The following is a 21,476-nucleotide window of genomic DNA, read 5'->3' on the forward strand; positions in this document are numbered from 1 at the left end:
CGTGAGTGAGCGTCCGGCAGATTTTGTCTAAGTGATAAGATATGGAAACGACCGTATGAGGGGAAAGGGTACGGTAGGTCACTAAAAAAGCTTACCGATGAAATAATAACAACCTTTCTATTTTTCTCTGGTTTATTACTCCGGCCAGTCGTACACTGACAGGCGGTCGTTGCCGGTTACATATACAAATAGCCCAGGACAAATGTCCTGGGCTATTTGTATTTCTACCCGAGCTGCGACCTATTTTTGCTCTTGTGGGAGGCAAGGGAATGGCCGCATGAGGCAGAAGCGTTGGGAGCCCTACTTATCCCGATACTCTTTGGAGAACCGATAACACTGTCTTAACTTCTCCGGTTTATTGCTCCAATAAATCGTACACTGATAGGCGGTCGGTGGCGGTTACATAAAGAAGCAAGGGGCTGTATCGAATGATTTTACTCATTTTGATACAGCCCCTTCCCCTATTGTTTCTATTATTCATGTCTGCCTACAGCAATGAAAAGGGTCTTATCTTTTTTCTTTTTCAGTCCCCAGTAAAGGTAGTTCGATATTCCTGCTATACTTATGGAGCTGAGTCAGGCGCTAAGCCCTAGATTAACTGGATTGCAGCCACCACCAGTAAGAGAAAGCCTCCGACCCATTCGGCTTTATTGCCTAAGAACCGGCCTAGGGGCCGGGCCAAGAGAATGGTCAAGGTCACTAGAACAGCCGTTGTGGCGCCAATGACCAGGACATAGACCAGGGGGGTACCGGCAGCCCCGAAGGAGACCCCGACAAAAAAGGCATCAATGGCCGTTGCCACCGCCTGGGTCGTCAGGACCCAAAGGCTCAGGGCCTGCAAGTTACAGGTTGCCTCGCCCTTGTGGGTCTCGCGCAGCATATTGAGGCCGATTAAGGCCAGGACAGCGGCCACCACATAGGGGCCATAAGAGCCGATGATATGGGCCAGGCCAATCCCCGGCCCGTAGCCCAGGCTGGGCATGAGGGCCTGGAAGGCCCCAAAGAAAACAGGCATCAGCCAAAGCCGCCGCTGGTCGCCGCCGGCCAAGCCTAAAATATTACATAGGGCGACGGCACAGGCATCCATCGACAGGCCCACCCCAATTAAAATAACCTCAACAATCCCCATAAATCCTCCTGGAACTAGAGTATAAAATATATTGACAACAGATATATTTAAGGGCACTATATCAGTATAGCATAGTTTAAGGGAGGATGAGCGTTATGTTTTAATAAATAGCTATTTAAAATATGGATTAATTTTGCAGAAGAAAAGAGGGAATTTATGTTTAATTTAAGGAAAATATTACCTCTAATGCTTGTAGTTTTATTTTTTTATCCAATTCAAGCACATGCACGGGCTGATGTAGATCATAAGGGAGAAATAAATACTCGTATCATGAAGCAAGAATTGCTTAATGACGGATTTGATGAGAAAGAATTGTTAGAAATATATGAAGATATTCCTGAGGTATATAATATTATTAAAAGCAATAGACTTGAAGAGTGGCAAATAAATAACCTAAAAAACACCTTCAAGAATATAAGGAAGCCTGATATCCAGAGTGAGAAAACTTATAAAGTAGATCAAAATGGTGTAGTTGATTTAGGGACACATCTTACTATTATTCCTCATTCAACGTATAGTACATCAAACAATTCAAGCGGACCTCATGTTATGACATACACTAATCCATACTATAAATTTTACAAAGTAACAGGTTATGTTGATCTCCCTGCTGTTTCGGTAAGTTACAATCCTAATCGTGCTCATGAGTACAATTCCAGGCCGTATATCATGTATGGTGCATATGGAAATGGTGGAGGATTTGACGCTGGATTGGTTTACTATGAAGAAATATCTAGCTGGAAACTGTTTAGAAATGTATTAGGAGACGGTTGGTCTGAAAAAAATATTGCTTTAAATGGGAACAGAGTTTATTTATGGATGGAGTTAAATGGGGATAAGAGTTTAATAAAAGTTATAGATCCGGTTTCATGGAATGAAATCTCTAGTATGTATATTCCGGCTCCCTCAAGCTTTTCGTCTAATCCATATAATGTTAATTTGACTCGGGAGGTAGCCTTAGCTCAATTTAATAGGTTAGATAATGGTGATTATTTAAGAGAAGCACATTGGAGCCAGGTTCATTACTATAGAAAAAGTGATGGATTTTATACAATAGCAGAGCCTAAGTATCTCCTATCTAATATGGATAAGAGATATTCATATGATAACTCTATGCCAAAATATTTAATAGGAGATACCTTAGAAGATAAATCAAAAATTACTATCAGGCCAGAAAATAATTATTCAGCTGAATGGGTAGACATTGTACTTAATTGACTTAGGAGGTAAGTATGCTAAAAAAAATCATTGCCGGCTGCCTGCTTATGGGCCTTTGCTGGCTACCCGGTCCGGCCAAGGCCGATGGCGACCTGGCGCTGAGGATTAACGGCGACCTCATCGAGGCCTCTCCGTCTATGGGTACCCCCTACATCAATAAAGAGGGCCGAACCATGCTCCCCTTACGGATGGTTAACAACTACCTCAGGCTGGACACTGCCTGGTCTGAAGGTGGAAAAATCGTCGTCAGCGGCAGCAATGGCGTCTCCCTCACCTTGCAGGTCGGGCAAACCAGTTACCAGGACAAGGGGGAGACTAAGGCCCTCTACAGTGCCCCGGTCATCAAGGATGGCCGGACCTACCTGCCGGCCCGGAACCTGGCAGAAATCTACGGTAGCATCCAGTGGTCGGAGGGCACTGTTTCCATCTATCCCGGCCAAAAGAATCCCCCCAGCTACCGGGTCGACGCCAGCGGCCAGGTGGCCCGCAGCCTGGCAAGCGACCGGACCCTCCTGCCCCTGTCTGATGGAAGGACCTTGTCACCCATCCAGGACTTTATTGTCAAGCAGAAGGTCATCCGGGGAGAGACCTACCTCCTCATCAACTACAACCACGTCCACTCCAATATGAGCACCCTCTATAAGGACACCGGTGACCGCTTGGTTAAAATAGCCGACCGGGTCAATGCCACGTCATCCTTTACCTTAAATGACCGCTACCTCTATTATACAGACGGGACCTCCCAGGGCCCCTGGTCATCGGGCATCCGACCGAATGTGGTCTACCGCCTGGACCTTCAAGGTGGGCAAGGCCCGGTGGAAAAAGAACTGCCATTTGATGTCAACAAGGCCGTTTTAGAATGGACAGGCCAGCAGCTACATGCCCTGACCCCGGACGGCAACTGGCTTTTTATCGCTTAAAAGTAGCGGGGAAGAGAGACGAATACCTCCTCAGCCTGATTGTCTGTTGGCAATTGGGCTGAATTTTCGTATAATAGACCCAAGAGATACAGGTTAAAACTGGAATGGATCGGAATCTGAAATGGAGGTAGTTTATCATGGCGTATATGTCAGTGAAACAAGCGGCCGAAAAATGGCAGATTGACGAAGACCTGGTGGTTGAATTCTGCCAAGACGGGTCCCTGGTCGGCGTGGTCAAAGAAGGACGGACCTTCTTTATCCCGGAAGAGGCCATCTGCCCGGTTATCCCCCCCAACCTGGAAGCCCGCCCCTCTTCGCCGGAATATGAAGAGCTGATTGGCCGGATTGACGAAAAAAATGAAGCCCGTAAGGCCTGTGAAGTCAAAAATCCGGAAAAAATGGCCGCCTTTGAAAAAGACTTCAAGACCAGCTTTGTCTATGAGTGTGGCGCCATTAGCGGCAATCCCCTGAGCCGGGATGAAGTGGCCACCATCCTCGAAGGCCAAGTGGTCGCCGGCCAGCCCCTGCGGGCCCACCTGCAGGTGGTCGGCTTGAGCGATGCCTATGACCACATGAAAGACCTGGTCGATAAACGGGTCCCCCTGTCTGAAAAGATTATCAAGGACCTGCACGGCCTCATCATGGTTGACAAGCCCGCTGAACGGGGCAAGTATCGGCTGGAATCCATCCACGTCCTGGGTGCCTACCACCAACCGCCGGAAGCCGACCGGGTCCCGGCTAAAATGGCCAAGCAGCTGGGCAAGTTCATCAATCCCCAACTCCACGCCGTTGAAAGCGCTGTCCTCTTTCTGATGAAATTTGACGGCATCCGCCCCTTTATGGATGCCAATGGCCGGGTTGGCCGCCTGCTCCTAAACTTTATGCTCCTCCAGCAGGGCTATCCGGCAGTGAGCATCTCCCCCAAAGACCGGGATGCCTTCTATGCCGCCATTGATACCTACTACCGAGACCAGACCTCAGCCCCCATGGTTGAGCTCATCGCCCAATATATGGAACAGCAACTGGATGACTATAAGGCCGCCTGCCAGGCCTAAGTCCCATCACTAGGGGCTGTGTCAGAATGAGTAAAATCATTCGACACAGCTCCTGGATTGCAGACAAACTTAGCCCTAATTGATTTATAAAATTCTCCTTAGCTATATATTATAAGCTTACATGGATATATCCATAAACAAAGTCCCTCCTCATTTTTTGAGCTGGGACTTTGTTTGTTAGAGGGGCTATTTTGCAACAGCCCCTTTTTCAATAAAAAATTAGAAAATAATCTAAATAGATATTGACGCTTATTTGCCGGCCTGCTACAATCTATTTAGAGAAAAATCTAAATAGAAAGGGGTGGCCCATCTTGATGGACAAGACCTTTAAAGCCCTAGCGGATAGCCAACGGCGAGATATGCTCAAGCTCCTCCGGGCCGGTCCCATGGCTGCCGGGGAAATTGGTGCCCACTTTGACCTGACCGGGGCCACGGTATCCTACCACCTGTCTATTTTAAAGGCAGCTGGCCTGGTCCGGACTGATAAAGAGGGGAACCGGGTGATTTACAGCCTGAATACTTCTGTTTTTGAAGACCTGCTGGTCTTTATGGCAAGCTTTAAGGAGGGTATCCATGAATAAGCGTCTTTATATCTTAGGCCTCTTACTGATTGGTCTCAGCCTGGCCTATGGCCTCTATTATTATGATCAATTGCCGGATCCGATGGCCGTTCACCTGTCTTTTGACAATACGCCGGACCGCTGGCAGGGAAAATTATCGACCATTTGGGGCCTGCCGGTCTTTTTTGCCGCCATAGAAACCCTTATGTTTTTTAGTGCCCGGCGGAGTCCCCAGGTCCATCCGATGATGCAGGCTATTTCTCTTTTAGCTGTACCTGTTATTGGCCTGGTGGTCACCATGATGATGGTCCAGTTTAACTTGGGGGCTGATTTTTCCGTTCGCCGGGGCGTCCTCCTCCTCTTGGGGGCACTTTTTCTGGCAATCGGCAACTACCTGCCCAAGACACCGCCCAATCAATTTTACGGCTATCGCTTTCCCTGGACCGGCCGGTCGCCGGTGGTCTGGGCTAAGACCCAACGGCTGGGCGGCTACCTCTTTATCGGGGCCGGCTTTTTAGCCCTGCTGGCCGGTGTTACCAATGTGCCGGCTCTGATGGTCCTGGCCCTCATAAGTATTTTTGTGGCGGGGGCCTTACCGCCCCTTTGGTCTTTCAGAGAAGACCATCGGCTTAAATGACCAATACGCCCCAGGCGTGACTGCCTAGGGCGTATTTTTTCGCTGTTGTTTGTGTTTACTTGAGCTGACTAAAAAGACCCAGGAAAAGAGGGTACAGAAGATGAGGGAGCAGGCGACGGCTGGACCAAAGTGGAAGGGTTCAGGGAAAAAGATGGTTATAGGATTATTGGGGCGAATGAAGGTGGACTGGAGGGCGGCCATATATATGGTGGAGAAAATAGTGAAGGTCCAGCAAAAGCCTTTATCTATCTGACTTTTGCCAGTAAAATAGCCCATCAGTAAAACAGCCGGGAGGCTGAGGAGGAGGGCCGGTAGCAGCCAAAGTAAAAACTGAACGGTCGGGAGGGCGTCTGACTGGATCCAGTAAATCATCCGGTCATAATAGACATTTAATAAAAAAGCCGGCAAGAGGATGGCTGTAAAAACGGCCGGGGCCCGCCACAGGTTAAGGTAGTTCATCTGCCTGGTCACGCCTTTCATAAATTTTTTTAAATATACCATGCCCCGGGGTCTTTGTCTATTTGCTTTTAACTATTTCTTAACAAAAGGGCAGGCTTTTGCCTGCTAATGGTATTTTGGGCATTAAAAAACTGCCTTAGGCTGGCTAAGGCAGGGGGCTTCGGATTAAGCCTCTAACAGGTCCTGGATTTTTTTCTCAAACCGCTTGGGTTCAATATTCGGTTCATAGCGGGCAACGACATTACCTTCTTTGTCCACTAGGAACTTGGTGAAGTTCCATTTGATGTTGGCCCCCCGGTAGACATCGGTCAGGGTTTCCAGCTTGGCCAAGAAGGCGGCAGTGCCGGCGTCGGCAATCCCTTGGGGCTGGGCGTCTTTTAAGAAGGTGTAGAGGGGGTCTTCATCATCCCCGTTGACGTCAATCTTAGCGAAGGTGGTAAATTCCGTCCCGTACTTGGTCCGGCAGAATTCAGCGATTTCTTCATTGCTGCCCGGGGCCTGGCCCAGGAATTGGTTGCAGGGGAAGTCTAAAATTTCAAAGGGTTGGTCCTTGAAGGTTTTGTAGAGGCCTTCCAGCCCTTCATATTGGGGGGTAAAGCCACATTCTGTAGCGGTATTGACAATGAGGAGCACCTTGCCCTTATAATCGCTTAAAGAAACATCATTATCCTTGGTATCCTTGACGGTGAAATCATAAATTGAAGCCATTGTCATCATCCTTTCCTGAAACGCTTTTGAAGGGCCTGGCCTTAACCGGGCCAAGCCTGTCACTAGAAAAAGATATACCCGAAAGGGACCGGATTGACACAAATTTTCAGCCCCTCCAGGCCAATTGGTCTAATGCCGGGGCGGGGTGGCGATGATTTGCCCAATGGGGACCTGGCGCCTGTGGTAGCGGCGCTCGTATTCGGTGGCGATATTGTCAGCCGGGAGGTCCCGGTAGATGTCCCGGTCGGCAGAGACGATTTGCCAGCCGGATTCCCGGAAGCTCTCCAGGGAGTAGGTATAAAAATCGTCATGGTCTGTTTTAAAGAGGAGGTCGCCGTCCTCCTGGAGTAGGGCGGCATAGATGGCCAGAAAGCCCGGCGCTGTCAGCCGGCGCTTGGCATGGCGCTTTTTGGGCCAGGGGTCGGAAAAGTGGAGGTAGATCCGCTCAACGGACCGGGCCGGCAGGATGCGCAGGAGTTCGCTGGCATCACAGGCCATAAAGCGGATGTTTTCAGGCCAATCGGCCCGACGGCTGTAGCTTTCGACGGCCTCCCGGATGATTTCCGGGACCACGTCAAGGGCCAGCCAGTTCTTATCCGGACAGGTCTTGCCTGCCGTATAGATAAAGCGGCCTCGACCGGACCCAACCTCGATGCGTAGGGCTTGACTTTTAGGGTAGCATTTTGCCCAAAAGGCTGGGCTGGCTTCTGCCTGGGTAATCACGTAGGGGTTTTCTAAGAGCATGTCATGGGTGCCCGGAATATGTCTGACTCTGGCCATGGTTTCCTCCTTAAAAATCAGTGGATGGCTTGCACTGGATGTGTAACTTCGCTAAAATAAGGGTATTATATTATTAATGCTCGATGCGATAAATCGGGTGCTTGTATGATAGCATAAGGAGGCCCTGAATTGAAAGGTCACTTGGAACTCTTTGAAAATCGTTTAAAAGCGGCCGGTGCAAAGTTGCCTGGTGCAGACCAGCTGGACATGGACCGGGTTTTTACAGACTTTGCCACAGCCCTGGGGACAGAAGCCCTTCCCTTTTACGATGTACAAAGCGGGCCTACCCTGGCAGATTATTACCAGTCTCACTTTATTCGCTTTGTAAAAAATGCCCTTAAAGCATAGGTCTAGGCTAGACAGTGAGAAAAGAGTTTGCTATACTGCTGGATAGACAGGACGCCTGGCAAGGGCGCCGGAATAGGAGTGAAATTCATGCAGAAATTAGATGCAAATTTATTTGAAGAAATCATCTATGATGATGGTGAAGCCTGTTGTGTCCTCTTCTCCCGTAAGTCATGCCATGTGTGTCAGTCGGTTAAACCGAAACTGGAAGAGCTGGAAGAAGATTACGAAGGCGATTTTGGTTTCTATACGGTTGATGTTGAGGAACAAAAAGAGTTATTCCAGCGGTTCTCTTTAAAGGGTGTGCCGCAGGTCCTTTTCTTCAATGATGGTGAATATGTCGGTAAAATGGCCGGCGAAAAAGACATCGAAGACTATGAAGAAAAGATCGAAGAAATTCTCGGCTAATAATCGCTCGACTGCCGCACACTTGTGCGGCTTTTTTCATGCTTTGATCCCAGGAGGGAACAAGGCTTTCAGCTAGGCGTTTGAGACGCCAGACCATGTCCCCGGCCTTATCGTACAGGGACAAATGCCTGTAGGTCGGCCGGTTGTGACCGGTCTGCCAGCTGCTTTGGAGGAAAAAATAGATGTTTAAACAATTACGACGGGATATCCAGGTGGTCTTTGAGCGGGACCCGGCAGCACGGACGGTTATAGAGGTCCTTTTGAACTATCCGGGTTTACACGCCATCTGGGTCCACCGCTTCACTCACCAGATGTATCTCTTGGGTTTTCGGACATTTGCTCGCCTTATTTCTCAAATCGCCCGTTTTTTTACCCAGGTGGAAATCCACCCCGGGGCGACCATTGGGGAGGGACTCTTTATTGACCACGGTTGCGGGATTGTCATTGGGGAAACGGCCATCGTCGGTGATGACGTGACCCTTTTCCAGGGGGTGACCCTAGGGGGGACCGGCAAGGAAAAGGGCAAGCGCCATCCGACCCTGGATGACGGGGTCATGGTGTCCAGTGGCGCCCGAGTCCTAGGCAATATCCATATCGGAAAAAATGTTAAAATAGGAGCAGGATCCGTTGTTTTACAAGATGTGCCTGCCAATTCCACGGTCGTCGGCATTCCCGGCCGGGTCGTCAAGCAGGACGGGAACCGGGTACCTACGGATAAGCACCATGTCGACCTGGAACACAACCGCCTGCCGGACCCGGTCTGTGAATGCCTGAAAGACCTCCGTGCCCGTTTAGATGCCGTCCAGGTGCGTTTGGAAGAAATGGAGGAAAAAGCCAATGAGCATCAAGATTTATAATACACTCACCCGCCAGAAAGAAACCTTCACCCCGGTCCATGAAGGGGAAGTCCGGATGTACGTCTGTGGTCCGACCACCTATAACTACATCCACCTGGGCAATGCCCGGCCCATCGTGGTCTTTGATACGGTCCGCCGCTACTTCAGCTACCGGGGCTACGATGTGACCTATGTGTCTAACTTTACCGATGTGGACGACAAAATCATCAACCGGTCCCATGAAGAGGGGAAGACAGCGGCTGAGGTGGCCCAGTTTTACATTGATGCCTACTTTGAAGACACCGGCAAGCTGAACATCCTGCCGGCGGACAAGAATCCCCGGGTCAGCGACCATATGAAGGAAATCATTGACTTCGTCCAGGAACTCATTGATGCCGGTTATGCCTATGCCCTGGACAATGGCGATGTCTACTTCGCCGTCCGCAAGTATGAAGACTATGGGCAACTGTCCGGCCGGAACATCGATGACCTCATGGCCGGGGCCCGGGTGGATGTCGATGAGAAAAAACACGACCCCCTGGACTTCGCCCTCTGGAAAAGCGCCAAACCCGGCGAGCCTGCCTGGGATTCCCCCTGGGGCCAGGGCCGGCCGGGCTGGCATATTGAGTGTTCGGCCATGAGCCGGACCTACCTGGGCCAGACCTTTGACATCCACGGGGGCGGCCAGGACCTGATCTTCCCCCACCATGAGAACGAAATGGCCCAAAGCTGCTCCGCTTCCCATGCAGATATGGCCCGCTATTGGATGCACAATGGCTTTATCACCATTAACGAAGAAAAGATGAGTAAGTCCCTGGGCAACTTCTTCCTCCTCAGGGAAATCCTGGATAAATTCCCCGGAGACGTGGTCCGCTATTATCTTTTGAGCGTCCACTACCGGAGCCCCCTGGACTTTGACGATGAAAAAATTGCCGCTGCCGCCCGGGGCCTGGACCGGCTCAAGAATGCCTACCACAATCTGCTAGCTGCTCAAACCAAGGCCCAAGGAAGCGCTGGAGAAGCTGAAGCCGGCCTCCGGGACCAGCTGCAAGCGGTCCGGGCAGCCTTTGAAACTGGCATGGACGATGACTTCAATACCGCCCTGGGGCTCAGCGCCTTATTTGACCTGGCTCGGGATGTGAATACCTACCTCCGCCAGGACAGCCATGAAAGGGCTCTTTTAGAGGAAGCCCAAAAGTGCTTTGATGACCTCCTCTATGTCTTCGGCCTGGACTTTAGCGCCCACAAGGCCGATGATAGCTTGGCTGACGACCTCATGGCCCTCTTAATTGACCTCCGGGCCCAGGCCCGGGCCGACAAGCAGTTTGCCCTGGCCGACGCCATCCGGGACCGGTTAAGCGATCTGGACATTATCCTGGAAGACGGGAAGAATGGGACGACCTGGAAAAAATCAACTTAAGAGCCGTTGTTTATCATCATCTGGGCTAGGGTATAATCATAGTGTTGAAAGAAACGAAAAAATACTATTCAACACACATGGAGGTAAAAACATGGAAGAATTAAAATTTGTCAGATGCCCGGAAACCAAAAATATTTTTGAGGCTGTTTATGTTGCTGATGGTGCTAAGTTAGAACTTTTAAAGGCTAACTCCACCGATGCTGCCGGTGAAAAACACGTACCTGTCGTAAAGCAGGACGGCAATAAGGTAGATGTCGTTGTCGGTAGCGTGGAACACCCCATGACCGAAGAACACTACATCCCCTTCATCGTTGTCCAAACCGATAAACGGGTCTTGCGTAAAGACCTGACCCCGGACTGCGAACCGAAAGCCTCCTTCCTTTTAGAAGATGGCGAAAAATTCGTCCGTGCTTACGAATACTGCAACCTGCACGGCCTCTGGAAAGCTGAATAATTTCTCATAGGAAGAGCCCCCGGACTTGCTCAGCAAGTCCGGGGGCTCTTATTGTTTTTCCTTTCAACGAGACTCGATGGGTTGGGTATTTGTCATCTTTAAGGGGGCTAGCTCTTGAAGCAGGCCAGCCAGATGCAGGGGTCCGTAGTGGCGACTACCCGGTGGCGGACGTGGGGGGCCAGGCGGACATGGTCGCCGGTATTTAAAAGCTGGTGTCGGTCCCGGTCATCGGCCAGGATGGCCTGGCCTTCTAGGACCGCTACCCATTCCAGCTCCGCCTGGTCATAGAAGAAGCCGTCAGGCGAGCAATGGCCCCGGCTGATGATCCGCTCTAGGCGGAGGCCCTCTTCCTCATAGAGGACCTCAACCTGCTCAGGGCCATCGCCATCCAGGGGGGAGAGGGCAAATAGGTTGCGGCCGCCGGGAAAGGGGGCCGGCTTGGTCAAGACTTCCCGGATGACCCGGTAGGCTGCCGGTAGGGCGGCATCGGGCCAGTGGGCCCGGTTGGCCGGGCTGGTTGAGGGAAGGCTGGCCGCCGGCAGGTCTAGCCGGTCAGCCCAATGGGTCTGGTAGGCCTGCCAGGCCTTTTGTCCGGTACAAAAGATATGGTGGATGGCTGTTCCCTTAATTTCCCTGGCCAGGTCGTTGTAGTGGGCGTTGACAATGCTGCTGTCATCAGCCCCCTGGATATCGGCCTGGGCAAAAACATCCCAGAGGGCGATGTGATGGCGGCGGGCAAAGTCCCGGCAGGCCTCGGCATGGATGGGGCGGGGCTCCCCGAACACCTGGGCCAGGGTTGGCCAAAAGCGGTTCTGGGGGTGGCCGTAGTAGAGACCCCTTTGGCGGGATGCCGGTGAGGGCAGGGTGCCCAGGACCAGGACCTCAGAATCCTTCCAGATCCAGGGGCTTAAGGGGTGGGTCACTGTCTCACGCATGGAGGATATTCACCTGGCAAACAGCCATGGCCTCCAGGGCCCGCTGGTGGCTTTCGGGACTGACCCCGGCACAGGCCTTGGCGTCCACATACAGGGGGACTTCCGGCAAAAAGGCCTTCATGACCAGGGCATTGGAGATGACGCAGATATCCGTGCAGACGCCAACCAGGGTCACTGAAGTCAGCCGTCTTTCCTGGTCGGCCTCCTTTAGGGTCTGGGCTAAGTCCGGGGACCCGAAGGTCGGTTTATCAAAAAAGGTCACTTCACGTCCGGCCAGGGCCTGGGCTACTTCCGGTACCAGCTGCCAGCCTTCAGACCCACGCATACAGTGGGCCACCGGCAGGTGGTGGCCTTCCTGCCGGGTCAGGTAGTCGTCCTCATGGGTATCCCGGGTGACAAAAATCTTCCCCTGGTGCTGGCGGATCCGGTCGACCACCTGGCTGACAATGGACTGGCCCTCGGCTGTCCCCAGGCTGCCGGTGATAAAGTCATTTTGCATATCTATAACCACTAATACATCATTCATGGTATCCCTCCTCTGGGAATAGTTTATCATCTTCCCCGGGTGGGGTCGAGGGTGTTGTGAGTGGGGGACGATAAGTTGCCGGTACAAGACAAATTGTACTTGCAAATACCTGCATAGTTAGATACTATTTCCTTGGTGGTTGTTTGTAAAAAATATTAAAAAGGAGGGTTTATATTGCCTGAACAGAAAAAGAAAAGACTCGGATTGGTCCCCCGGTTGATCCTCGGGATTGTCATCGGTTTAATTGTCGGGAGCCTTGTCAATGAACCGGTCATCCGTGTCTTTGCTACGATTGCGAATATTTTTGCCCAATACCTAAGCTTTATTATTCCCCTGCTCATTATTTCTTTTGTAACGGCCGGGATTGCCCAATTGGCAGCCGGTGGGGCCGGTCGCCTCTTAGGCTTTACGGTTCTCTTGGCTTATTGCTCAACCCTGGTGGCCGGGACCCTGGCTTATACCGTGGATTCTGCTATTTTTCCTCATTTTATTACATCCGACATTATTAAAAATTTCACGGAAAGCTCTGCCACGGAAATTGAGCCTTACTTAGAGTTCACCCTGGACCCGATTTTCAGTGTAACGACGGCCATTGTCCTGGCCTTTATCCTGGGGATTGGCATTGTCACCCTGCGGATGAAGGATGATACCAAGTCCCTGGGGGACCTGCTCAAGGATATTTTTGTCGGCCTGCAGGAAATCGTTTACCTGGTCCTGGCCAAGACCATCATCCCGATTTTACCTATCTATATCGGTCTGACCTTTGCCAAAATGAGCTATACTGGTGAGGTTTGGAGTGTGCTCAAGGTCTTTTGGAAGGTCTACGTAGTCATCCTGGTCTTGCACTTCATATATCTGACGGTCCTCTTTACCATTGCCGGTACTGTCAGTGGCAAGAGCCCCCTCCGGCTCATTAAAAACCAGGTACCCGGCTATCTGACCGCTGTAGGGACCCAGTCTTCGGCCATTACCATTCCGGTCAACCTCCAGTGTGCGGAAAAGAATGGTGTGACTAAGGGGATCCGGGACTTCGTTGTCCCCCTCTGCGCCACCATCCACCTGGCCGGGTCAACCATTACCATTACCAGCTGCGCCACCGGGGTCCTGATGATGAGCGACATGCCCCATAACCTGGGCCTCATGGTCCCCTTCATCTTAACCCTGGGCGTCGTCATGATCGCAGCACCCGGCGCACCGGGTGGGGCCATTATGAGTGCCCTGTCCTTCCTGCCGATGATTGGTATTCCGGTGGACGGGGCCCTGGCCAGCCTTATGATCGCCCTGTACCTGACCCAAGACTCCTTTGGGACAGCTTGTAATGTCAGTGGTGACAATGCTATTGCGGTCTTTATCGATACCTTTAAAGACCGGATTACCGGCCGCCACCAACCCGGTGAGACCAACTAACCGGTGGATCTTTACAACATCACCGAAAGGGTCCCCTTTCTTGGATATCCAAGGAAGGGGACCCTTTTTCATACCTGCAGATAGGTTTTGGGTCAGAAGGCGTCTTATAAGTAGGTGAAAGCAAAGGAAATAAACAAGACTCTTCTGGAAAACTTCGGCGCAGGATCAAGAGGGCATATTGATATTGGCCTGTCATAGGGGTATAGTCCCTGGCGCTCATAGGCTTCTTTGCCCTTGCTGTTTGAAGCCAGATGGCGTATCTTTATGGGTAGAGGTCGGCGCCGGCAGACCGTTACCGAATTGTTACCCATCGCCGGACCGGGCCCGGCCCCGGCCCTGATTTTTTGTTGCTAATCAGCGACAGGGACCAGGATTTTGGCCAATCGGTAACAAAAAAAGACCAATTGTGAACTTTTTTTACACGAGATTGTTACCAGCTTGACGCCCATCTCTTCTCGTATTAAGCTATCATAGCAACTGGTGAGAGGAGCGATGGAGATAGATATGAAGATCACATCAGTCAAAAAATCATTCAAAAAACAGATCAGCGCAGTCCTTTGCACCGTCCTGGTAGCCGGTAGCCTTCTGGCAGCCAGCCCGGCCTGGGCAGAGGAGCCGGTCCAGACCGGCACTGCGGTGACTTTATTTATGGGCAAAACCGAAGCCCAATTAAACGGTAACCGCCTCATCCTACCCAAGGCCCCCCGGGTTAGCGCCGGCCGGACCTTTATCCCCTTACGGGCAACGGCGGAAGCCTTCGGTTTTAAAGTCGACTATGATGCGGCCACACGGATCATTACCGTCAGCCAAAAGGACCAGACCCTGGTCATGACCGTCGACATGACCTACTACCATAAGAATGGCCAGGTGGCCTTTATGGATGTGGCCCCCTATGTATCTGAGGACGGCCATACCATGGTCCCGGTTCGCTTCATCACTGAAGCCATGGGCTTTAGCGTAGAAGCCAGCCGCGATGGCCAGGACCGCATTGTGCAAATTACGCGCTAGAGGTTTTGACGCAGAAGCGTCGAGGAGGACATATGAAAAAACAAGGAATCGCATTACTGTGTGCCGGGGCTTTAGCAGTCACCAGCCTGCCCCAAGTGGGTCTGGCGGCAGATGACTTGAGCCTGGGTCAGGTAAGGGCCGGGTCCAGCGACCTCACCCTCCAGTACAAGGGCGCCAGGGCCGGCGACTGGTACCATGTCTACCTGGGCGACCAGTACCTGGCCGGCCAGCTGTCTGCAGATGCCGCGGCCCGGGGCAGCCTCCAGCTGACCCTGCCCCGGGCCGCCGCTGATGGCGACCTGGTCAACGTCCGGATGGCCGGCTCCGGTAACCACTTCCTATCTGCCGATACCAAGGTAACCGCCGCCCCGACCCCGGCCCCGGCGCCGGCCAGTGGCCAGCTGACAGCGGTCTACCCTTCGGAAGTCAAGCCCGGCAGCACCGTCAAGCCCCGGATCTACCTCAATGACCAGGGCCGGATGACCGATGTCTCCGATGACGCCGTCTACAGCTACAGCGGCCCTATTGTCGCTGGCAGCTTTATCAAGGGTGGCTTTACCGTTGCCCAGGATGCCCCGGAAGGAAGCATCGTTACCCTGCGGATCATGTATGGAGACCAGAATATCGACAAACGCCTGGTCATCCGCAGCAGTGCCAGCGAAACCCCGACCCCGTCCACGCCGGAAAAGCCTAGCCCGACTAGCCCGGGTAACTTTAGCCTGGCCCGGACCCAGGTTGACAAGGACAAGGCTGAAACCATCGATATTGCCCTGAAGCAAACCGACAGCCGGGCCAAGGCCCTGGGCGTCGCCGTTGTCCATAAGGAAAACGCCGCCAAGGTTACCGCCTCCGTTGCCGATCCGGCAGGCTTTTTAGCCTCCGGCAAGGGCCAACTCAAATTCAAGGCGGACCGGGAAGGCGCCGTCGACCTAGAACTCCGGGCCTTCGATGCCGCCGGCAAGGTTCTGGACCGTTACCCCTTCCAGATTATGGTGGGAAAATCAGGCTTGGCCGCCAACCAGGTCCGCATGACTATTGGCCTAAAGTCCCTGGTCATCGGCAATGAACAAAAGGCCATGGACACCGCCCCCTTTATTCAGGATAACCGGACCTTCGTTCCCCTGCGGGCCCTGGCGGAAGCCTTCGGCGCCAAGGTTGACTACAAGGCCGCCGACCAGACCATTCATATCCAGATGGCCGATAAGACCGTCGTCATGACCATCGGCGAAAAGACCTTCACCGATAATGGCAAGACCAAGACCATGGATGTTGCCCCCTACCTGTCTTCAGGTGGTCGGACCATTGTCCCGGTCCGTTTTGCTGCAGAAGGTCTGGGCTTTAAAATCACCACCACCGCCGATGCTGAAGGCTTGACCACTGATCTTATCTTCAGCAAGGCGAAATAAAAAACGAAACCTGCTTAAGGTAAGAGATATAATTGAATAAACATATGAAAAGGGATGCTACCGTAAGGCAGCATCCCTTTTCATATGCCTAGACCATACATTTTTGTAGAAGAAGGTTTGTACAAGGTGGGTGGTTGTATATAGAGTCTGAAGGTTGAGGGCGAAAAAAATATCAGAAAAATTAAAGTCAACTTCTTGAAAAAATAAAAAACTTTGTACACAATAGAGTTTATATAGGGCTATTCTTAGAGCGTGTAGCAAGCGCTCTTAGCCGCCGGGTAGGGGGATTAACAGCAGGATTTTTTAGGGAGCGGACCTCTATGGATAAACAGGAACAAAAACTAGGTATTATTGTAGCATTGATCGTTTTATCTGCAATCCTTTGTCGCGTGATAACTAAGCTTGGCATTCTCTGCCTTCCCTTAGGAATTACCCGGTCATTGCTCTATATGGCCCTATACCTTGTCTGGGGGATATCTGTTAATCGACGAATTCTTCAATCCCGGGTACGGTACTATATGCTGGCTGTTTCCGCCTTGTGTGTCTTTTGGTTCCTGGTCCGGTCAATAAAATACTTCCTTGTGGTAGACCCCGATTTTGTAAGGGGCTTGTGGTATTGTTATTATTTCCCTATGCTGTACATTCCGCTTTTAGCTGTGTTTATATCCGTATCGCTTGGCAAGCCGGAAACCTATCAGTTGCCAAGGTGGGTAAGGGGCTTATATATCCCGACCTTGTTTTTGCTACTCGCAGTATTAACCAACGATTGGCACCAATTTGTTTTTGCTTTTCCGCCTGGAGAGGTGTGGAGCGATAAGAATTATAGCTATGCCCTGGGTTATTACCTTGTCTTCGGCTGGGAAGTGGCCTGTGCCCTTATGGCCCTTGGGATTATGCTGGTGAAATGTCGGTTGGCCCAAAAAAAGAAATACATGCCTGTCCTTCTAATGGGTATATCTATTGGCTATGCTGTGATTTATGCCAGCGGTGCCACATGGATGCAGGTCATCGGTGGCGATATTGCTGCTGTGCAATGCCTGTTCTTTGTGGGAATCCTTGAAAGCTGTATCGCCTGTGGACTTATTCCAACTAATACAGGCTATGTAGACCTGTTTATGGTCAGTAGAATTGGAGCCCAGATCATAGATCGGGAAAATATTGTCCACCTGTCCAGCACTGATGCTAAAGTACTGACCGGAGACCAGCGGCTAAGGGTCAAAAGGCAGCCCCTTTTAGTTGATAAAAGAATGCTGATAAAAAGTAAACCAATCAAATTTGGTCAAGTTTTATGGCAGGAAGACGTATCAGACCTTATCACAATAATTGACCAGCTTGAAGAAAATTGTCGGAATCTTTCTGAGATGAACCGCATCCAGGCAGAAACGCTGGAAACAGAAAAGAAGACTCGTGCTTTGCAAGAAAAAAACCGGGTAACCGACTTAATTCACTTGGAAACTGCCCGACAAATGGAATTCATTGACCGCCTGCTTAAGCGCTATGATGCAGAAACTGATGTGCAAAAATGCCGTAGGCTTCTTGCCGGCGTAGCTGTTTTGGGTGCCTATATCAAGCGGTATAGTAACCTCTTGTTAGTCAATGAAGGGACAGAAATAGCACATATCCGTGACCTAGCTAGATGCTTTGAGGAGTCTTTTATCAATCTGAAACTGCTAGGCGTAGATTGCCTTTGCAGGATTTCTTCAGATATATTACTGCACACGGAGGAGGTAATCCGTCTTTACCGTACCTTTGAAACAGTTTTGGAAGATTGCCTCTTTACCCTTGACCAAGTCTGGGTTTACACCCGGGTAAGCGAGGGGCAGGTTTTCCTAATAATGGACTTTGTCTGTGATAAAGACTTGTCCCACCACCGGTCAGCAGCTGATTGCTTTTCAGAGGATGACGAAAGTAGTCGCTTCATCTTTCATTTGCGAAAAGGGGTGACAGACCATGAAGGTAGTGCAACTGCTTCATTGGATTAAAGGTAAATACTATTTGCGCCGTGCAGTAAAAGAGGCACTGGATACCCTTCCTTCCGCTATCTGTTACTTTACGTCTACAGGCACTATCAAGTTGTGCAATACGGCTATGTACGATCTTGTTCGACAAATGACCGGGAAAGATTTGCAAAGTTTTGCCGAGCTGAATATAGCCCTGGAAAAGTGTGATAAGACCACCGGTATTATTCGGGAAGGGAATACATTCCTCTTCCCGGATGGGCAGGCATGGAAGTACTCTAGCCGAGTGCTAACAACGGTAGGGGGAGAAAACTATACTGAAGCCGTGTTCAGTAACGTGACCGAGCTATACGAAAAACGCCGAGAAGGGCAAAGCCAGGCCGAAGCCTTACAAGCGATGAACCGGGACCTGAAAATCCTGGCTAAAAACCTGCAGGAAATGACCAGAGAACAAGAAATTTTAAATCTCAAGTCGCAGCTGCATGACCAAATGAATATGGGCCTTGTGGCCATCCGCCGGATCCTTCAAGAGGAGGCAATTTCTGCGGACAATGGGCTTGCCATCACTCGGTTTCGTCGGGCCATTCAGGTCTTACAAGAGGATACAAGCTGCCCCCGGGATGACTTGGCGGAATTTATCGAAGATGCAAACTTGGCCGGGATACAAGTAATTATTTCTGGTGACTTCCCAAAAGATAAAGACCTGGCTTGTTTGCTCTTGTCCGTTATGCGAGAGGCCAGTGTTAACGCTGTCCGTCATGCTGATGCTACGTTGCTGGATATCAGGATCAAGTGGACAGATGAGCGGATTCTTTTATCTATTAGCAATAATGGGAATCGGCCCAGGGGAGAGGTCATTCCACAAGGCGGCCTTGCCGATCTTGGTCAAATGATTACCGAGGCGGGCGGTAGAATGGTAATTAGGTCGCAAGCGGTATTTTTGTTACAAGTTACTTTGCCACTTAGTTATAGAAAAATGAACCGGGAGGTGGCCAGATGACCAAGATCCTTATCATTGATGATCAACGTATTGCCCGAGAATATATGGAGCATGTTGTGTCTGGGCAGGAGGGTTATGAGCTGGTGGGCAGTCTTTCTCAAGCTGATATGGCCGCTGCTGTCTGTGGTAGGAGGTCAGTGGATTTGGTCTTGATGGATGTTTGTACCCAGGGTAGGAAAGATGGCATAGCCGCAGCGGCAGACCTACGGAGGCATTTTCCTTCACTAAAAATTATCATTGTGACCTCCATGCCCGAGGAGAGTTTTATCAAGCGTGCCAAGGAAGCCGGAGCAGATAGTTTTTGGTACAAGGAGGTCAGCCCGGAAGAACTCATCACCGTCATAGAGGCCACCATACGGGGCAAGTCGGTATGGCCGGATGAAGTTCCTCCTGTCAAGTTAGGTATCTCTACCAGCAAAGAGCTGACCGAGGCCCAGCTTAAGGTTCTCCGGTTGGTCTGTGAGGGGCTGGGCTACAGTGAAATTGCCCGGAAGCTGAATATTTCCACTAGAACGGTGAAATGGCATATGTCCAAAATTCTTGAAGAAACAGGTTTCGCTAACAAAACCCAGCTGGTCATTGCGGTTATTGCCAAGCGGTTCATTATTCCAAGGCTACTGGATGATTCAGGGGAGGTAGCCCCTACTTCGGCGTATACATCTAAGTGAATAGGTCTAAATACCCGGTTTTCTATGGAGAACCGGGTATTTTTTTATCGAAATGAACAAAATTTTCTGAGACTGTACTTAGGGACAGTGTGCATTGAAAAAGGAATAGGTATAATTTAAAGACCATAAGGTGAATGTGGCCTAGGATAACTTGTAGGAGTGATGCAGTTGGATAAACTCAGGGATAGATAGGATATAGGTGTATGGTCAAATCCCGAGATCTACCTGATTTCAATTTGGCTACAGCGAAGGTTGCCGATGGGTACAAGCGGAGTTAAGGGATCCGGGGTAGTAGAAACAATAAGGGGAATAGCTTATGAAAGCAAATATGAAAATGAAAAAATTATTAGCCCTGCTTCTTACAGTAGGGATGATGTTGACAATGACTCTCCCGGCTTTTGCAGTAGAACCGGATATGGATATGAGGACAAGCATCTCTATTATACGGGCTACTTCAGCAGAGGGCGTAAAACCGGTTTGCGGTCAACAAGTAACCAGGCCCCAAATAACTATTCAAGAGGGCTCTCCGGCCACCTTTATTATCGCTAATTGGTATAAATGGAATGAAGAGAAAAAAAGTTGGCGGCTAGTTCAAGTGGGAGATACTTTTACCGAAGGAACATATACCCTTATGGGCTTTGTGCGTGTTACCGGCGATGCGAACAAAACACACGTTTTAGCGAAAGATGTAAAAGTCTACGTTGACGGTGTAGAATGGGTCGGAAGTGAGCCTGAGATAAGCGAAGACAAGTCGGAAAGGGCTATTAATTTACCGCCATGTCAGGCAAGCAAATTTGCCATTAAGGATGTTGATACAGATGCAACCGAAGTAAAAGGCCTAGGGAAACCGGCAACTTCAGTTGTTGTCACCTTTCCCAGTGGCAGACAAGGCCGAACCGGAACAGACCAAAATGGAAACTGGCGAGTTAGCCTACCCGATGGGGAAGTGCTGCAGGTAGGTGACCTTATTAAAGCCAAGATTGAGAAACAGGGACAAGCTTCTAGCATAGAAGCCCACACAACCGTAAAAGCAGGCAAGACCTTAGCGGAAAAGAATAACATTATCCTTCCGGATAAAACAAAAGTCGAGAAGCCTGAGGCCTTAACAAGAGAAGAAAAGGCAGCTGTTGCAGAAGCGATTAGAGAGGCGAATCCAAACTTACCCTTGGCAGACCTCGTTATCGGTGATGACGGTAGTGCAACCCTTACCTATACTGACCAGAGCAGCAAGACTATTCCGGGAAGTGACCTGGTAGAAGATAAGCGAGTCAAGCAACCAACCATTAAGGATGTCTATACAGATGCAACCGCCATAGAAGGCACAGGGGAACCGGGGGCTTCTATCATCGTAACCTTCCCCAGTGGCAGACAGGGGAGAACCGGAACAGACCAGGATGGAAAGTGGCGAGTTAGCTTACCAGATGGGGAAACGTTGGCTAAGGATGCCGTCATTAAAGCTAGGGGAGAAAAAGACGGCAAAGACCCTTCTGAAGAAGTAAGCACCCAGGTCAAAGAGCGTGTTAATGTACCCCTGGAGGCCAAAGAACCAAGCAAGACCGAAGTCAAGAACCCGGCTGCATTAACGGACGAGGAAAAACAAGCAGTCAGAGACGCTATCAAGGAAGCCAACAAAGACCTA

23 protein-coding genes are annotated in these 21,476 nt (G+C 50.6%); 17 read left to right on the forward strand and 6 right to left on the reverse strand.

From position 1 onward, the window contains the following. Positions 1 to 589 precede the first annotated feature (589 nt). Positions 590 to 1,129, reverse strand: coding sequence for a manganese efflux pump MntP family protein (locus ACLGL1_RS09070; protein WP_411008354.1), 540 nt, complete (start codon positions 1,127 to 1,129; stop codon positions 590 to 592). Positions 1,130 to 1,285: 156 nt separating this feature from the next. Between ACLGL1_RS09070 and ACLGL1_RS09075 the strand changes: the two genes are divergently transcribed. The 5 genes from ACLGL1_RS09075 (at position 1,286) to ACLGL1_RS09095 (ending at position 5,519) form a co-directional block, all read left to right on the forward strand. Then, on the forward strand, positions 1,286 to 2,347 hold the full coding sequence (locus ACLGL1_RS09075; protein WP_411008355.1) for a hypothetical protein: 1,062 nt from the start codon (positions 1,286 to 1,288) through the stop codon (positions 2,345 to 2,347). A gap of 14 nt (positions 2,348 to 2,361) precedes the next feature. Then, the gene (locus tag ACLGL1_RS09080; RefSeq protein ID WP_411008356.1) at positions 2,362 to 3,267 is read left to right on the forward strand and encodes a copper amine oxidase N-terminal domain-containing protein; all 906 of its coding nucleotides are present in this window, start codon (positions 2,362 to 2,364) and stop codon (positions 3,265 to 3,267) included. A 137-nt stretch (positions 3,268 to 3,404) separates the two neighbouring features. Further along, positions 3,405 to 4,322, forward strand: coding sequence for a Fic family protein (locus ACLGL1_RS09085; protein WP_411008357.1), 918 nt, complete (start codon positions 3,405 to 3,407; stop codon positions 4,320 to 4,322). Between the two features lie 314 nt (positions 4,323 to 4,636). Continuing rightward, complete coding sequence (locus ACLGL1_RS09090) at positions 4,637 to 4,903, forward strand: autorepressor SdpR family transcription factor (RefSeq protein WP_411008358.1); 267 nt, start codon at positions 4,637 to 4,639, stop codon at positions 4,901 to 4,903. Then, positions 4,896 to 5,519 carry an SdpI family protein gene (locus tag ACLGL1_RS09095; protein WP_411008359.1) on the forward strand — a complete coding sequence of 208 codons (624 nt, stop codon included), beginning with the start codon at positions 4,896 to 4,898 and terminating at the stop codon, positions 5,517 to 5,519. The genes ACLGL1_RS09090 and ACLGL1_RS09095 overlap by 8 nt, the downstream gene beginning before the upstream one ends. Before the next feature lie 24 nt (positions 5,520 to 5,543). On the opposite strand, the gene ACLGL1_RS09100 is transcribed toward ACLGL1_RS09095, so the two are convergent. The 3 genes from ACLGL1_RS09100 to trmB all read right to left on the reverse strand — a co-directional run bounded on the left by ACLGL1_RS09100 (position 5,544) and on the right by trmB (position 7,466). Beyond that, positions 5,544 to 5,978: a hypothetical protein gene (locus ACLGL1_RS09100; protein WP_411008360.1), complete on the reverse strand. Its 435-nt coding sequence runs from the start codon at positions 5,976 to 5,978 to the stop codon at positions 5,544 to 5,546. Positions 5,979 to 6,143: 165 nt separating this feature from the next. Then, on the reverse strand, positions 6,144 to 6,686 hold the full coding sequence (locus tag ACLGL1_RS09105) for a glutathione peroxidase (RefSeq protein ID WP_411008361.1): 543 nt from the start codon (positions 6,684 to 6,686) through the stop codon (positions 6,144 to 6,146). Positions 6,687 to 6,815: 129 nt separating this feature from the next. Beyond that, entirely contained in the window at positions 6,816 to 7,466 is a 651-nt protein-coding gene (gene trmB / locus ACLGL1_RS09110) for a tRNA (guanosine(46)-N7)-methyltransferase TrmB (protein ID WP_411008362.1), read from the reverse strand. 129 nt (positions 7,467 to 7,595) lie between these two features. Between trmB and ACLGL1_RS09115 the strand changes: the two genes are divergently transcribed. The 5 genes from ACLGL1_RS09115 to ACLGL1_RS09135 all read left to right on the forward strand — a co-directional run bounded on the left by ACLGL1_RS09115 (position 7,596) and on the right by ACLGL1_RS09135 (position 10,929). Beyond that, positions 7,596 to 7,814 carry a hypothetical protein gene (locus ACLGL1_RS09115; protein WP_411008363.1) on the forward strand — a complete coding sequence of 73 codons (219 nt, stop codon included), beginning with the start codon at positions 7,596 to 7,598 and terminating at the stop codon, positions 7,812 to 7,814. An 87-nt stretch (positions 7,815 to 7,901) separates the two neighbouring features. Continuing rightward, positions 7,902 to 8,219 carry a thioredoxin family protein gene (locus ACLGL1_RS09120; protein ID WP_411008364.1) on the forward strand — a complete coding sequence of 106 codons (318 nt, stop codon included), beginning with the start codon at positions 7,902 to 7,904 and terminating at the stop codon, positions 8,217 to 8,219. A 182-nt stretch (positions 8,220 to 8,401) separates the two neighbouring features. Beyond that, positions 8,402 to 9,076, forward strand: a complete 675-nt coding sequence (cysE, locus tag ACLGL1_RS09125) for a serine O-acetyltransferase (RefSeq protein ID WP_411008365.1) — start codon at positions 8,402 to 8,404, stop codon at positions 9,074 to 9,076. Then, positions 9,063 to 10,475 (forward strand): cysteine--tRNA ligase, encoded by a 1,413-nt coding sequence (cysS, locus tag ACLGL1_RS09130; RefSeq protein ID WP_411008376.1) that lies wholly within the window; start codon positions 9,063 to 9,065, stop codon positions 10,473 to 10,475. The genes cysE and cysS overlap by 14 nt, the downstream gene beginning before the upstream one ends. A 91-nt stretch (positions 10,476 to 10,566) precedes the next feature. Further along, positions 10,567 to 10,929 carry a desulfoferrodoxin family protein gene (locus tag ACLGL1_RS09135; RefSeq protein WP_411008366.1) on the forward strand — a complete coding sequence of 121 codons (363 nt, stop codon included), beginning with the start codon at positions 10,567 to 10,569 and terminating at the stop codon, positions 10,927 to 10,929. A 107-nt stretch (positions 10,930 to 11,036) separates the two neighbouring features. On the opposite strand, the gene ACLGL1_RS09140 is transcribed toward ACLGL1_RS09135, so the two are convergent. Further along, positions 11,037 to 11,864: a DNA-deoxyinosine glycosylase gene (locus ACLGL1_RS09140; RefSeq protein WP_411008367.1), complete on the reverse strand. Its 828-nt coding sequence runs from the start codon at positions 11,862 to 11,864 to the stop codon at positions 11,037 to 11,039. Continuing rightward, positions 11,857 to 12,390, reverse strand: a complete 534-nt coding sequence (locus ACLGL1_RS09145) for a cysteine hydrolase family protein (protein ID WP_411008368.1) — start codon at positions 12,388 to 12,390, stop codon at positions 11,857 to 11,859. Before ACLGL1_RS09145 ends, ACLGL1_RS09140 begins: the two co-directional genes overlap by 8 nt. 174 nt (positions 12,391 to 12,564) lie before the next feature. On the opposite strand from ACLGL1_RS09145, the gene ACLGL1_RS09150 reads away from it, so the two are divergent. The 7 genes from ACLGL1_RS09150 to ACLGL1_RS09180 all read left to right on the forward strand — a co-directional run. After that, positions 12,565 to 13,797, forward strand: a complete 1,233-nt coding sequence (locus ACLGL1_RS09150; protein WP_411008369.1) for a dicarboxylate/amino acid:cation symporter — start codon at positions 12,565 to 12,567, stop codon at positions 13,795 to 13,797. Positions 13,798 to 14,301: 504 nt separating this feature from the next. Continuing rightward, the gene (locus ACLGL1_RS09155) at positions 14,302 to 14,805 is read left to right on the forward strand and encodes a copper amine oxidase N-terminal domain-containing protein (protein ID WP_411008370.1); all 504 of its coding nucleotides are present in this window, start codon (positions 14,302 to 14,304) and stop codon (positions 14,803 to 14,805) included. Between the two features lie 32 nt (positions 14,806 to 14,837). Next, positions 14,838 to 16,211, forward strand: a complete 1,374-nt coding sequence (locus ACLGL1_RS09160; RefSeq protein ID WP_411008371.1) for a copper amine oxidase N-terminal domain-containing protein — start codon at positions 14,838 to 14,840, stop codon at positions 16,209 to 16,211. 320 nt (positions 16,212 to 16,531) lie between these two features. Then, on the forward strand, positions 16,532 to 18,193 hold the full coding sequence (locus ACLGL1_RS09165) for a hypothetical protein (RefSeq protein WP_411008372.1): 1,662 nt from the start codon (positions 16,532 to 16,534) through the stop codon (positions 18,191 to 18,193). Then, positions 18,162 to 19,169 (forward strand): sensor histidine kinase, encoded by a 1,008-nt coding sequence (locus tag ACLGL1_RS09170; protein ID WP_411008373.1) that lies wholly within the window; start codon positions 18,162 to 18,164, stop codon positions 19,167 to 19,169. The genes ACLGL1_RS09165 and ACLGL1_RS09170 overlap by 32 nt, the downstream gene beginning before the upstream one ends. Further along, positions 19,166 to 19,837 carry a response regulator transcription factor gene (locus tag ACLGL1_RS09175; RefSeq protein ID WP_411008374.1) on the forward strand — a complete coding sequence of 224 codons (672 nt, stop codon included), beginning with the start codon at positions 19,166 to 19,168 and terminating at the stop codon, positions 19,835 to 19,837. Before ACLGL1_RS09170 ends, ACLGL1_RS09175 begins: the two co-directional genes overlap by 4 nt. Positions 19,838 to 20,153: 316 nt before the next feature. Then, positions 20,154 to 21,476, forward strand: a 1,323-nt coding sequence (locus ACLGL1_RS09180) for a hypothetical protein (protein ID WP_411008375.1), incomplete at its 3' end; no start/stop codon positions are given.

Origin of the sequence: Peptococcus simiae (genome assembly GCF_046569735.1) — a bacterium.
Lineage (GTDB): Bacteria > Bacillota > Peptococcia > Peptococcales > Peptococcaceae > Peptococcus > Peptococcus simiae_A.